The organism is Paenibacillus polymyxa M1 (assembly GCF_000237325.1).
GTDB lineage: Bacteria > Bacillota > Bacilli > Paenibacillales > Paenibacillaceae > Paenibacillus > Paenibacillus polymyxa_C.
Genome location: NC_017542.1, coordinates 4,441,398 through 4,455,110, shown reverse-complemented (window position 1 = coordinate 4,455,110; position 13,713 = coordinate 4,441,398). Strand labels below are relative to the sequence as shown.

The window sequence follows — 13,713 nt, the reverse complement described above, 5'->3', positions numbered from 1 at the left end:
GTAAAATGTATATACTAATTAGAAGTTTACAGTAGGAGGAACTAAGTTGGACTACAAAGAATATATTCGGGTGATTTCCGATTTTCCACAACCAGGGATTAGTTTTAAGGACATTACGACCCTAATGAAAAATGGTGAACTGTATCGTAAGGCAATCAACGATATGAAGGAACTGGTATCTGATTTAAAAATTGATTTGATTGCAGGTCCGGAAGCACGTGGATTCGTTGTCGGTGCACCTCTGGCTTATGCGCTTGGTGTTGGTTTTATTCCCATCCGTAAGAGTGGTAAGTTGCCTGGAGAAACCATTGAGGAAGCATACGGTTTGGAATATGGTAAGGATACTCTGGCTATGCATAAGGATGCGATTGAGCCGGGGCAAAATGTTCTGATTGCTGATGATCTGCTTGCTACAGGTGGAACCATCGCTACATCCGTTAACTTGGTACGCCAACTTGGTGGCAATGTGGCAGGGGCTGCTTTTCTTATCGAGCTGTCCGATCTCAACGGACGGGCAAAGCTGCCTGACGTAGACGTATTCACCTTAATTAAGTATTAAGTATTTCGAAACCGGGGTTTCCCGGGAAATATTTATGTATGATGATTTGCCTAAATAGTCCGATGGAACATCTCTTTTCTCTAAAGAGTTGCTCCATCGGACTATTTTGATTAGCAGTAATTATATTGAATTTCCTTATTGTCACGAATTACCACGGTTTTTATTGGAAAAAAGTTATAAAAAAATAAAATAAATGTCGATAAAGATTAAAAAAGAAATAGAGGTGGATATATATTGGGTATATTTCAATTTAAGAGTTTACAAGCACGAACATTTTCTACCTTGGTTCCGCTAGTACTTATAACACTGATTTTAATCAGTTTTTTGTCTTATTTTTTTGCCAAACAGAAGCTGGATACGGAAATAAGCCAAAATGCTGCTCATTCCTTGTCGAGGGTTAAAGCAGATATTGCAGCTAACGTAGATCGTCATGCTTTACTTGTTTCGATGCTGACTAAGAGTGCGGAACAAGTGGGAACAGAAATGAACATTGAAGATTATGGACGACTCTTTGAACAAGAGCTGACATTAAATGATATGACTTACGGGTTAGGGATTTATTTTGCTAAAGATGCGTATGATCCAGGAGTGACATACCGTTCAATATATGTGCATAGAGATGGCGAGCTAGTCAAGCAATCGACTGAATATGACGATCCACAATATGACTATTTAACGCAGCCTTGGTATACAGAAGCCGTGGAACGTGGTAAAGATATAAATTTCACAGAGCCATTTTACGATAGCAAGCTGAAAATCAATATGATTACTGCGGGGAAAGCATTTTATAACAGAGAGGGAAAACTGTTAGGTGTCATTACAGGCGACCTAAACATGACGAATATCCAAACGTATATTGAAAAAATGAAGTTTGGTACTCAAGGTAGTGCGATCTTGATGGATAAGAACGGAGCTATTCTGTCATCCGGTCTCCCGTCCTTAAAATCAGGCGAGTCGTTAACAAATACGATAAATGCGGAAGCAGCACAAGCTATTCAAAAAGGTACATCTGGACAAGTCTCCGTAGCTATTGATCAAGAGAATTATCGGGTAATGTATGAAACGCTACCACAAACCGGATGGAAAATCGGCGTATTACTGCCAGAATCAGATTTGAATCGCTCTGCGAATGAAATGCTTAAACTGTTACTAATTGTTAGTGTTATAGGCATTTTGCTAATTATGGGAGCGTTATTGATTAATAATTCAGGTATGATCAAAGAGATTAAAAAAATTAGACAGATGACCAACCGTATGGCTCTTGGGGATTATACCGTTGAACTACCCCATCATCGTAAAGATGAGTTTGGCCAAATGGCTGATGGGATCAATAAGGTGATTGTTGCAACCAGAGGAATGGCATTGCGCTTGAGCGAAGAGTCAGATGTGATCTCAGGCGTATCTTCAAAAATATCCCAAGAGATTTCTGGAGCTACTAAAGATGCGCAGCATAATGCAGGAGAACTGGCACAGGTGAAGGAAGGAGCCGAGCTTCAGTTGACCGCAGCAGCGGAAAGTGCGACTGCGATGGAAGAAATGGCTGTTGGCATACAGCGTATTGCTGAATCTATACAGCATGTATCCGAGGCTACCACTGAGATTGAACATAAAGCACAACAAGGGAATGAACGGTTGAACGTGGTCAGCCAAGGAATGCATAAAGCGAAAATGTCTATGGATGAGGCAGGCAGAGTAGTAAGCTCGTTAAATGAGCGGTCCGCCCAAATTGGCAGTATTATTGGAATGATTCAGGAAATTAGTGGGCAGACCAAGTTGTTGTCGTTGAATGCTTCCATTGAAGCCGCACGTGCTGGGGAGCATGGCCGAGGGTTCGCTGTGGTGGCTTCTGAAATCGGCAAGCTGGCTGTTAACGTAAGCGAGTCTGCTGAGCAAATTACGAGTCGAATCCGAACCATGCAGGAAGAAACCAAATTAGCTTTGGAAGGAATGCAACAGGGGACTCTGGAAATGGATGAAGGAGTATCTATTTTACGTGAGGTGGAAGAACGTTTTATAGCGATGAATCAGGATATTCAGCAGGTGGCAATAGAGGTGCAGGAGGTTTCATCTGCCTCTGAAGAAATGTCGGCAGGCTCAGAAGAAGTTGCAGCTTCTATTGGTTATCTTGCAGACATTGCAAAAGCTTCAGCTGTACGTGCAGGGCAAGCCTCGGAACGCTCTGAACGGCAGTTAAAGGATCTGGAAGGTCTGGACAGCTCCGCCAAGTCGCTTACAGGTGTCTCTGATACGCTTAATCAGGTCGTATCCCGTTTTCGTGTGTGATATCTTCTTTTAAAATAAAAGCCGTGCATAAAAAGACGCCGTTCCATGTAAGAGGATACTTACACGCTTGTCTAGAAGTCTGAGCGTGTTGATCCATAACTAACATGGAGCGGCGTTTTAAAATTGAAAAACAGATATCAATCTGGTGTTTTTTCAGTTAAAGGTTCCTGCGTTTTATCGTTCGACCAGCCGAGCACATCAACCAGCTTGAAGAACAAACTCAGGATAATACCGATGATTGTCGCCAATGCCATACCTTTCAAGGTGACAGCACCCCAAGTGAGCGTAGTACCACTGATTCCCACAACAAGCACGATAGTAGCGAGCAGCATGTTGGTTGGCTTGGCGAAATCAACTTTTTGCTCAACGAAGATTCTAAGACCAGAGGCAGCGATCACACCGAATAATAGTAAGGATACGCCACCCATAACTGGAGATGGAATATTAGAAACAATCGCTGAGAACGTACCCGAGAAAGACAACAGGATGGCAATAACAGCCGCTCCGCCAATAACCCATACAGAGTACACTTTAGTTAATGCCATAACACCGATATTTTCACCATAAGTCGTATTAGGTGTAGAACCTACAAAACCGGAAATGACAGTAGAAATCCCGTTACCCAGCAGAGAGCGATGGAGACCAGGATCTTTGGACAGCTCACGTCCGACGATGTTGCTAGTCACGAGCAAGTGACCAATGTGCTCTACAATGACGACCAGAGCAACTGGAAGAATCGTTAGCATAGCCGAGGCATTAAAGGTTGGAGTGGTAATTGCGGGATGGGCAAACAAAGGAGCGTCCGCAATAGCCTGTGTATTGACCATGCCCATGAAATAAGCAAGCACATAGCCCACCACGATACCGATTAGAATATGAATGATTTTGGCAAACCCGCGAAACAACACCGCACCCAGAACAGTAACACCGAGCGTAACGAGGGAAAGGGTGATCGTTTTGGGATCTGGCGTCCAGGCTTTAGTAGGATCGGCATTAATAATGCCTGCCATGCCTGCAGCAACCGGAACTAGTTCCAGACCAATTAAGGCTACGATTGATCCCATGACAGCCGGTGGAAAAACGATATCCAGCCAACGTGTCCCGGCATACTTGATTACCAGTGCGACGAGACAGAAAATAATACCTGTAGCGATGAAAGCACCCAGGGCCATTGCATAGCCACTGCTGCCAGGATTACTTTTAAGCACAAGACTGACGGGAGCGATAAAAGCGAAGCTGGAGCCGAGATAGGCAGGAATTTTGCCACGGCAGATCCATATGTACAACAATGTTCCGATACCGTTCATGAGCAAAATCATGCCGGGATCGACGCCGAAAATATTGGGCACCAGCACGGTGCTGCCAAACATGGCAAACAAATGCTGTACGCTGAGCAGGATCCCAGGTCCTGCTGGAAGCTTTTCATTAACTTGAATTTCGCGTTGCAACGCAGTTCACTCCTTAGTTCTTTCAATTATTCTTATATACATTAATTACTTTTCGTAATTTTTTCAATATAATTCGTTTCATTTCGACAACAATTCTGATTTTACTTATCCATGTGTGACAAAATAATGCGACAGTGCCAAACCTGTAATAGTTGACGTGTGGCGTGCTAAGCGTCATAATTGTAGGAAATCACTTTTAAAAGGGAACCTTTGCGCGACATTGATCGGCGGGTTCCATTTTGCATAGAAAGGACACGGAATAGAGCAGAATGGGGATAGAGCAATTACTTAAAAAGGCCGGGGCCTATACCAGAGAAGCAGATCTTATCCGCATCAGGGACGCCTATGATTTTGCCGAGCAGGCCCATTCCGGCCAGACTCGTAAGTCCGGTGAACCTTATATTCTGCATCCGCTTGCGGTTGCTGATATCGTCGTTAATATGCAGATGGATACCATCTCCATTATCGCCGCTCTTTTACATGACGTTGTGGAGGATACGACGGTGTCTTTGGCGCAGATTCGCGAGCATTTTGGCGATACATGTGCGATGCTTGTTGATGGTCTGACGAAGCTGGAGCGTATCCAGTTCCGTTCCAAGGAAGAACAGCAGAACGAAAATTATCGAAAAATGTTTATTGCCATGGCGCAGGACATTCGTGTCATCGTCATTAAGCTGGCAGATCGTCTGCACAACATGCGTACTCTGAAATATCAATCGGAAGAAAGCCAGCGTCGAATCGCTTATGAAACGTTGGAAATTTTCTGTCCGGTTGCAAACCGATTGGGTATTTCAGCGATTAAATGGGAAATGGAAGACATTGCTTTGCGCTATCTGAATCCTCAGCAGTATTACCGCATCGCTAATTTGATGCATAAGAAGCGGGCAGAGCGCGAGCAATTTATTGATAATGTCATACAGCGTATCAGAGAGAAGCTTGAAGAGATGGGTATTCAGGCTGATTTGTCTGGACGTCCTAAACATATTTACAGTGTGTTTAAAAAGATGACGACGAAAAACAAGCAATTCAATGAAATATACGATTTGCTAGCAATTCGAATTATTGTGGATAACATTAAAGATTGTTATGCCACACTGGGGATTATCCATACGTTGTGGAAACCGATGCCAGGGCGGTTTAAGGATTATATCGCCATGCCTAAGGCTAATATGTATCAGTCCCTCCATACGACCGTAGTAGGTCCTAATGGAGAGCCTACAGAAGTACAAATTCGCACAGTGGATATGCATCGCACTGCTGAATTCGGGATTGCCGCCCACTGGGCCTATAAAGAAAACAACGGGGCAAATAACACAAACTTTGAGGACAAAATCACCTTTTTCCGAGAAATTCTGGAGTTGCAAAACGAGGCGAAGGATGCTTCGGAATTTGTGGAATCACTCAAAATGGACTTTTTCTCAGACCTTGTGTTTGTCTTTACACCTAAGGGAGAAGTCATTGAGTTGCCGGCTGGATCGGTTCCGCTGGACTTTGCTTTCCGTATCCATACCGAAGTTGGAAATCGAACGATTGGCTCTAAGGTTAATGGAAGAATTGTTCCTTTGGATTATCGTCTAAAAACTGGCGATATCGTGGAAATTATGACGTCCAAGCACTCTTATGGACCTAGTCAGGACTGGCTTAAAATTGCTCAGTCCTCTCACGCGCGCAGTAAAATCAAGCAATGGTTCAAGAAAGAAAAGCGTGAGGAAAATGTAGAAAAAGGCCGCGAAAGCCTGGAACGTGAGCTAAGAAAGCGTGATATTGAGCCATCCGTGTGGATGAGCGAGGACAAACTTCAGGATGTGGCACAAAAGTTCTCTTTTAATGATTCTGAAGATATGCTGTCTGCGATTGGCTTTGGCGGTATAACCGCAGCGCAGGTTTGTACACGTCTGACAGAGAAGCTGCGCAAGGAACAAGAAGAGGCACGGCTAATTGAACTGACGACCGAGGTCAAGGAGTACAAACCGCAGGGCGAACGGAAAAAAACACCGACCAACGGTGTCAGCGTCAGAGGCGTCGACAATTTGCTCGTTCGCTTTGCACGATGTTGTAATCCCGTACCGGGTGATGACATCATCGGCTACGTAACACGCGGGCGCGGTGTATCTGTGCACCGTACCGATTGCCCGAATATTCCTTCGGGTGTGGGCGAAGATCAGGCGCGCGTGATTGAAGTTGAGTGGGAAGAAGCAGCTGAGGTCAATTATAGCGTCGATATTGAGATTACAGGACATGACCGCAATGGTTTGCTGAACGAGGTGCTCCAGGCCATTTCTGAGAACAAAACTAGCTTCTCGGCCGTGACAGGACGTACAGATAAAAATAAAATGGCAATGATTCACATTACAATTCTTATTCGTAACACGGATCATTTGCATTCTGTTGTCGAACGGATCAAACGGGTGAAGGATGTATACACCGTGCATCGGATTATGCAATAAATTTGTTAGGTGTACACACAGGTTTGTATAGCCTTTGTAATACATCTTGGGCACAAGGCTCATAGATGGCTGTAAAAGCCGTGATACGGCTGTGAGCAACTTTTAAGGGGAAAAGTAAAGGAGTAGCGGATAGGCGATGAAGATCATTATTCAGCGCTGTAAAGACGCTCAGGTAACGGTGAATCAAAAGGTGGTCGGCAAAATCGGAACTGGATTAATGCTGCTGGTTGGTATTGGTCAGGGAGATACGGCAGCCGATGCCGTTTATTTGGCGGATAAAACAGCGGGATTGCGTATATTTGAAGATGCTGAAGGCAAAATGAACGACAGTGTTCTGGATGTCGGCGGGGCCATTCTGTCTGTCTCCCAATTTACGCTGTATGGTGACTGCCGTAAAGGAAGAAGGCCCAACTTTATGGGAGCGGCCAAACCTGAGGAAGCGGAGAAACTGTATGATTTCTTCAACAGTCAGCTTCGAGCCAAGGGCCTGGAGGTCGAGACCGGAATTTTTGGAGCTATGATGGATGTTTCCTTGACCAACTGGGGTCCAGTGACGTTGATTTTGGATAGCGAGCGTTCTTAGGTATCCATTCTTGGTATGATCTGAGAACTTGAGCAGAAGAGAATAAAATAGCCGTTTAGAGGGACTCTAATGTCATCCCGGTTGGTGAGTAGCCATCTGGAAAGCCTTAAGGGTGACAGGAGAGACGAAACTATGCGTCAGACCCCAAAAATGGACGGATATCGAAGCGCGGTGTTGCTTTATCCTGGGAGTATGCGAGAGGCAATCAGCCTTACCCGTAATGCAGATGCGTTATTACAGCATGTTGCTACAGCTATGGACAAGCCAGGACGCGGTGCCCTGCCACGAAGGTAACAATGGGAATTCATTGGTAAATGCAGCATTAACGACGTGTTGCCTAAAGCGGTTATAAAGAGATCTAAAATAATTATGTAGCAGTAAATCAGGGAGGAGCCAATGGCTCCTTTTTCTTTTTCACTGCTGAAAATTGTTATAAACACAGATCGAACGGGTAATAACAAAGCGTGATAGACAAACAACCCTAACTTTAAACTCGCTCTGAGGATAACCGGAAAGGAGATCTGAACGATAATGAGTAAAATTGCATTTTTGTTGGCTGACCAATTTGAGGATTCTGAAATGAAGGTCCCCTATGATGAACTGAAAAAGGCTGGACATGAGGCAGATATTATTGGACTGAAGCAAGGTGAAAAAGTGAACGGTAAGCAAGGAAAAGCAAGCTACACTATTGAAAAAGCCATTGCAGATGTGAAATCAAGTGACTATGATGCAGTTGTTATTCCTGGTGGATCATCTCCGGAAAATCTGCGTTTGGATGCAAATGTTCTGAAGTTTGTAACTGAAATGAATGAGTCCAAAAAAACGATTGGCGCTATCTGCCACGGGCCGCAGATTTTGGCTAGTGCCGATTTGCTACAAGGTCGGACGATTACAGCTTATCCTCCATTGAAAGATGACTTGATTAACGCAGGTGCTCATTTCGAGGATCGAGAGGCGGTCGTGGACGGTAACTTTATTACGTCTCGGACCCCTAAGGATGAGCCAGCCTTTGTGCGTGAGTTGTTAAAGGCATTGTAATTTAACCGTGAATGCTTCCGTAAATTTATGCCAGTACAATTCCTATACGAGGAGGATTTGATATGGCTAAACAGATTCAGGCTTATTTTCGCACGGAAGATGAAGCTGAGGGCGCCAGAGCTTCGCTTCAGGCTTATAGAACTGAACATTTGGAAGTAGGTGCTCTGGATGAGGCGCTCGGTCGCGAGACGAGGGTTTTAATTCCGTTGGTCCCCTATAACAATACTGGCTCTGTGAGCACAGGAGGCTCTGCTGGTGCGGTAATTCCAGCCGCAGGGGCTTATGGCGAAAATATTCTACCAGATGCAAAGAATGACGAGGTTAACTATGGCGCAGCCCAAAGGGATCTGAATGAGGATCGGAGCGGAACAACGAATCATGACGGAGGTTTGCTCCGTGCGACAGATGTGTATATTAACGGTGATCATGATGAATTACGGTATGTATTGTCCGCCAAGGTAAATGATGCCGATTATGATGAGCTCATTTATAAGCTCCGTTCCAATCGTGCATATGTGGCGCAGCTGGATTAAAAAGGGAGCGAGTGTCACAAGATTGTCGATACACGAGGAAATTAGTCACACTAGAGTGGCTGTAATACAATTGTAATATTCGAAACATCATTCCTTAATATTCGTTGTTTATAATAACAGCATGACCCCCTTTTGATATATCTTTTAGACCTGCGGACCGTTTCCGCAGGTTATTTTCTTTTTATAAGACTTAATATTTGTCTGATTCTAGAGGGAATGTCTTGACTTTGTCGAAGCAGTTCATTAAAATCATAAAATAATGAAAAATGATTTGATGACGGGACCAAGTACTCCGAACCCACAAGCGCAGAGAGGAATTTCCAGGCTGTAAAAATTCCCTTGATGAGCGGACGAATGACCTCCCCGAGAACAGGCGGCGAACAATGAGGAATCTTTGCTGAGTAATGCATGCATATGCCAACACAGCAGACCATCCTGCATAATAGCCGTACTGCGCGTTACGGGCGTTATTCGTATGAGCGGAGTCAGTGCAATGCTGACGGACACTGAGTCATTTTTATGCTAGTGGTCTGGGTAAACTCCGGAATGTGGGTGGTACCACGGGTGATTTGTAAACGACAATCCCTCGTCCCTGTTAATAATAACAGGGACGAGGGATTTTTTGTTTTATATTGAAAGTGGAGTAAGTAGAGAGCGCACAAATAAGAAATACAATGACGGGGGGATACGTAAATGGCCTTTCAAAAACCGACGGGAACACAGGATTTGCTGCCAGGCAGTGTAGAAAAATGGCAAGTGGTCGAGGAAAAAGCCCGCGAAATTAGCCGCCGCTTTAATTATCGTGAGATCCGTACACCGATGTTTGAACAAACGAATTTGTTCGTTCGGGGTGTGGGTGAAACGACCGATGTGGTGGAAAAGGAAATGTACACTTTTGAGGATAAAGGAAAGCGCAGCATGACTTTGCGTCCAGAAGGAACAGCAGGGGTTGTCCGCTCTTATGTGGAGAACAAACTGTATGGTGAACCGGATGTGACCAAACTGTATTACATTGGCCCAATGTTCCGGTATGAGCGTCCACAGGCTGGGCGTCAGCGCCAGTTTCATCAATTTGGCATTGAAGCATTCGGGGCGATGGACCCGGCGCTGGATGCAGAAGTTATTGCTTTCGGGTATCAATTCTGCCGAGAGCTGGGCTTAAAAGGAGTACAGGTAGAAATTAACTCGGTTGGTAATGCTGCCAGCCGTGCAGCTTATCGACAGCATTTGGTGGACTTCCTGATGCCGATTAAGGATACGTTGACCAAGGAGAGCCAAGCGCGTATCGAGCGTAATCCATTGCGAGTGCTGGATAGTAAAGACGATCAAGACAAATTTGGCGGGGCACCTTCGATTTTGGATAGTTTGGATGAGGAATCCAGCACTCACTTTGAGAAAGTGAAGCAAAATTTGGATGCGATGGGCGTGGAATATACAGTGAACCCGCGTTTGGTACGGGGGCTGGATTATTATACGCTGACAGCATTCGAGTTCAAAGCCGAAGGAATTGGTGCTATTGACACGATTGGCGGAGGAGGCCGATACAACGGATTGGTTGGAGATCTGGGCGGACCGGATCAGCCGGGCATTGGTTTTGGTATTGGGCTTGAGCGAATTCAGCTGATTTTGGAGCATCAGGGTGTCAAATTGAACGAAGCCAAGCCATTGGATATCTATATGGTGGCGTTGGGTGAGGCGGCAGAAACGGAAGTGACCAAACAACTGTTCAAGTTGCGTCAAGCTGGATTTTCCGCAGAGCGAGATTATCTGGGGCGTAAAATGAAGGCGCAGATGAAATCAGCAGATCGTTTTAAAGCAAGATATACAGCGATTTTGGGTGACGATGAGCTGGTTAAAGGTGAAATTGCACTGAAAAACATGGAAACCGGCGAGCAGCGTACCGTTAAGTTGGATCAGTTGGTGGAAGAATTAGGATAAATAACATGAGTAACATCAGTCAGGGGGAGTTTCCCTCTGGCTGTCCATATAGCATTAACTACTAAACCTAACAGGAGTGTGTATTATGAAAAGGAGTCATCAATGCGGCGCATTGACTCATGCGCATATCGGAGAAACAGTTACATTGAACGGTTGGGTACAGACCCGTCGTGACTTAGGGGGCGTACTTTTTATAGACCTGCGTGACCGTAGCGGAATTGTACAAATCGTGTTTAATCCGGCCTATTCCGGTGACGCACTGCAAATTGCGGACCGTGTTCGCAGTGAATATGTGCTAGAGGTTACTGGTACCGTTGTTAAACGTGATGCAGAAACGATCAATTCGAACTTGCCTACAGGTGAAATTGAAGTGCGTGTCACAGAAATCGAAGTATTGAATGCATCCAAAACACCTCCGTTCTTCATTGAAGATGGCGTAGAAGTTGACGAGTCGCTGCGTTTGAAATACCGTTATCTGGACCTGCGTCGTCCGGAAATGCATCAGACTTTGAAACTGCGTTCCAAAGCAGCAAAAGTATTCCGCGACTTCCTGGACGGTGAAGATTTCATTGAAGTGGAAACACCGATTTTGACGAAAAGCTCCCCAGAGGGCGCACGTGACTATCTGGTGCCTAGCCGAGTGCATGAAGGCGAATTTTTTGCCTTGCCGCAATCGCCACAATTGTACAAGCAATTGCTGATGGTGGGCGGCCTGGAGCGCTACTACCAAGTTGCACGTTGTTTCCGTGATGAAGATTTGCGTGCTGACCGCCAGCCTGAATTTACGCAGATCGACATTGAGACTTCCTTCATGCAACAGGATGACTTGCTGCCTATGATGGAGCGTCTGATGGTGAAATTGTTCAAAGAAACAGTTGGGGTAGAACTGGAAACACCGTTCCAACGAATTACACATGCAGAGGCAATGGACAAGTATGGTTCTGACAAGCCTGACCTGCGTTTTGGTCTTGAGCTGGTAAATGTTAATGATATCGTGGCAACCAGTGGAGTGAAAGTATTTGCTTCCGTCATTGAAAAGGGTGGCGAAGTTAAAGTCCTTAATGCCAAAGGATGTGGCACGTGGAGCCGTAAGGACATTGATGACCTGGGTCCTTTCGCAGCGCGTTATGGAGCCAAGGGCTTGGCTTGGATCCAAGTGAAAGAAGGCGAATTCAAGGGGCCTATCGTTAAATTCTTCACACCAGAAGAAATCGAAGCCTTGAAAGAACGTACGGGAGCCGAAGAAGGCGATCTGTTGCTGTTCTCTGCGGATAATAAAAAAGTAGTTGCTGATGTTTTGGGCGCGCTTCGTCTGAAAATTGGCCGTCATTTGGGGCTCATCGACGATAAGAAATTCAAATTTGCCTGGGTCGTAGACTTCCCGCTTCTGGGCTATGATGAAGAACAAAAACGTTATGTAGCGGAGCACCATCCGTTCACTCGTCCGAAGGAAGAAGACCTGGCCCTCTTGGACACAGATCCAGGTCAAGTTCGTGCTCAGGCTTACGACATCGTGCTGAACGGCTACGAAGTGGGTGGTGGCTCGATGCGTATTTTCAAACGTGAAATTCAGGAGAAAATGTTCAAAGCACTCAACCTGCCGCCTGAAGAAGTGAAGGATAAATTCGGTTACTTGCTGGATGCATTCGAATATGGTACGCCTCCACATGGTGGTATTGCCTTCGGTTTTGACCGTCTTGTCATGCTGCTTGCAGGTCGTACAAATCTGCGTGAAACCATTGCATTCCCGAAAACAGCCAGCGCGACAGACCTGCTTATGGATGCACCAGCCGAAGTGGATCAAGCTCAATTGGATCAGCTTCATATTCGTCTTGCTCCGAAGCCTGTTGCGCCTAAAGCTTAAGACAAACGTTGGATTTTGCAAATTGCCATCTGTTGGTATGTAAATAGATTATAGAATGCCGTGAACCCGTTACCCTTTTATGGATAATGGGTTCGTGGTTTGTATGCTGGAGTTCCAGCATAGAGTTTAAACCAGTGAGGGAGGATTACCATATGCTGCATCAATTTTCACGCACGGAACTGGCCATCGGGACGGAAGGTCTGGAGGTTATGAAAAATAGCACGGTAGCTGTATTGGGTATCGGCGGTGTCGGTTCGATTGCAGTGGAAGCGCTGGCCCGAACGGGTGTTGGACGCATTATTTTGATTGATAAGGATGTCGTAGATATTACCAATATTAATCGCCAAATTCATGCGCTGACGACAACAGTAGGTCAAAAAAAGGCTGATCTGATGGTAGAGCGTGTGAAGCTGATTAATCCTGAATGTGAAGCAATTGCACTGAACATGTTCTATACAGAAGAAACATATGAGGAGCTATTTAAGTACGATCTAGATTATGTGCTGGATGCTTCAGATACGATTATTTACAAAGTTCATTTGATTAAAGAATGCTTGAAGCGTGGAATTCCGATGATCTCCAGTATGGGCGCTGCGAATAAAATGGATCCAAGTCGTTTTCAAGTAGCTGATATTTCCAAGACAAGAATGGACCCGATTGCCCGTGTCATCCGCACCAAGCTGCGCAAGGAAGGCATTACCAAAGGCGTCAAGGTTGTATTCTCTGATGAGGAGCCAATGAAGCCGCGCGAAGAAATTACCAAAAAAATTGTACCTGCCAACGCACCTGAAATCCGGAAGGCGAAACAGCCGCCTGCAAGCAATGCTTTTGTACCTCCGGTAGCAGGCTTGATCATGGTAAGTGTGGCTGTGAAGGATTTGTTAGAGCGCGCTGGTGTGTAAGCTGAAAAAGTAGCATGACAGTACATTTATAGATTACAGTAGTATGTATTCACTTTTAAGACCTGTAGTTCTGTGCACCACTTCTTGGTGTCACAGTAGGCTACAGCTCTTTTTGTTT

At 45.2% G+C, this 13,713-nt stretch carries 11 protein-coding genes; 10 read left to right on the top strand and 1 reads right to left on the bottom strand.

Annotated features, from left to right (window positions below; genetic code table 11):
• The first annotated feature begins 46 nt into the window (after positions 1–46).
• Together PPM_RS20005 and PPM_RS20000 are read left to right on the top strand one after the other, a co-directional pair.
• Positions 47–559, top strand: a complete 513-nt coding sequence (locus PPM_RS20005; protein ID WP_013372637.1) for an adenine phosphoribosyltransferase — start codon at positions 47–49, stop codon at positions 557–559.
• Positions 560–793: 234 nt separating this feature from the next.
• A complete protein-coding gene (locus PPM_RS20000) occupies positions 794–2,842 on the top strand; it encodes a methyl-accepting chemotaxis protein (RefSeq protein WP_013372636.1) in 2,049 nt (682 codons plus the stop codon).
• A 137-nt stretch (positions 2,843–2,979) separates the two neighbouring features.
• On the opposite strand, the gene uraA is transcribed toward PPM_RS20000, so the two are convergent.
• Positions 2,980–4,290 (bottom strand): uracil permease, encoded by a 1,311-nt coding sequence (gene uraA / locus PPM_RS19995; protein ID WP_013372635.1) that lies wholly within the window; start codon positions 4,288–4,290, stop codon positions 2,980–2,982.
• A 269-nt stretch (positions 4,291–4,559) separates the two neighbouring features.
• Here uraA and PPM_RS19990 point away from each other — a divergent pair, with 269 nt between their 5' ends.
• The 8 genes from PPM_RS19990 to PPM_RS19960 all read left to right on the top strand — a co-directional run bounded on the left by PPM_RS19990 (position 4,560) and on the right by PPM_RS19960 (position 13,595).
• Positions 4,560–6,737: a RelA/SpoT family protein gene (locus tag PPM_RS19990; protein ID WP_013372634.1), complete on the top strand. Its 2,178-nt coding sequence runs from the start codon at positions 4,560–4,562 to the stop codon at positions 6,735–6,737.
• Between the two features lie 136 nt (positions 6,738–6,873).
• Positions 6,874–7,320: a D-aminoacyl-tRNA deacylase gene (dtd, locus tag PPM_RS19985; protein ID WP_013372633.1), complete on the top strand. Its 447-nt coding sequence runs from the start codon at positions 6,874–6,876 to the stop codon at positions 7,318–7,320.
• Positions 7,321–7,452: 132 nt separating this feature from the next.
• Complete coding sequence (locus tag PPM_RS29695; RefSeq protein WP_013372632.1) at positions 7,453–7,614, top strand: hypothetical protein; 162 nt, start codon at positions 7,453–7,455, stop codon at positions 7,612–7,614.
• A 237-nt stretch (positions 7,615–7,851) separates the two neighbouring features.
• Positions 7,852–8,358 carry a type 1 glutamine amidotransferase domain-containing protein gene (locus PPM_RS19980; protein WP_013372630.1) on the top strand — a complete coding sequence of 169 codons (507 nt, stop codon included), beginning with the start codon at positions 7,852–7,854 and terminating at the stop codon, positions 8,356–8,358.
• 62 nt (positions 8,359–8,420) lie between these two features.
• Positions 8,421–8,891 (top strand): hypothetical protein, encoded by a 471-nt coding sequence (locus PPM_RS19975; RefSeq protein WP_013372629.1) that lies wholly within the window; start codon positions 8,421–8,423, stop codon positions 8,889–8,891.
• A 693-nt stretch (positions 8,892–9,584) separates the two neighbouring features.
• Positions 9,585–10,829 carry a histidine--tRNA ligase gene (gene hisS / locus PPM_RS19970; RefSeq protein WP_013372628.1) on the top strand — a complete coding sequence of 415 codons (1,245 nt, stop codon included), beginning with the start codon at positions 9,585–9,587 and terminating at the stop codon, positions 10,827–10,829.
• Between the two features lie 85 nt (positions 10,830–10,914).
• Positions 10,915–12,693 carry an aspartate--tRNA ligase gene (aspS, locus tag PPM_RS19965; RefSeq protein ID WP_013372627.1) on the top strand — a complete coding sequence of 593 codons (1,779 nt, stop codon included), beginning with the start codon at positions 10,915–10,917 and terminating at the stop codon, positions 12,691–12,693.
• 152 nt (positions 12,694–12,845) lie between these two features.
• Positions 12,846–13,595, top strand: a complete 750-nt coding sequence (locus PPM_RS19960) for a tRNA threonylcarbamoyladenosine dehydratase (protein WP_013372626.1) — start codon at positions 12,846–12,848, stop codon at positions 13,593–13,595.
• The last annotated feature ends 118 nt before the right edge of the window (positions 13,596–13,713 follow it).

Bases quoted from the DNA above. Each gene is read 5' to 3' on its own strand.
- PPM_RS19960 (WP_013372626.1), top strand. From the start codon at position 12,846: ATGCTGCATCAATTTTCACGCACGGAACTGGCCATCGGGACGGAAGGT.
- aspS (WP_013372627.1), top strand. From the start codon at position 10,915: ATGAAAAGGAGTCATCAATGCGGCGCATTGACTCATGCGCATATCGGA.
- PPM_RS19975 (WP_013372629.1), top strand. From the start codon at position 8,421: ATGGCTAAACAGATTCAGGCTTATTTTCGCACGGAAGATGAAGCTGAG.
- PPM_RS19990 (WP_013372634.1), top strand. From the start codon at position 4,560: ATGGGGATAGAGCAATTACTTAAAAAGGCCGGGGCCTATACCAGAGAA.
- PPM_RS29695 (WP_013372632.1), top strand. From the start codon at position 7,453: ATGCGTCAGACCCCAAAAATGGACGGATATCGAAGCGCGGTGTTGCTT.
- dtd (WP_013372633.1), top strand. From the start codon at position 6,874: ATGAAGATCATTATTCAGCGCTGTAAAGACGCTCAGGTAACGGTGAAT.
- hisS (WP_013372628.1), top strand. From the start codon at position 9,585: ATGGCCTTTCAAAAACCGACGGGAACACAGGATTTGCTGCCAGGCAGT.
- PPM_RS19980 (WP_013372630.1), top strand. From the start codon at position 7,852: ATGAGTAAAATTGCATTTTTGTTGGCTGACCAATTTGAGGATTCTGAA.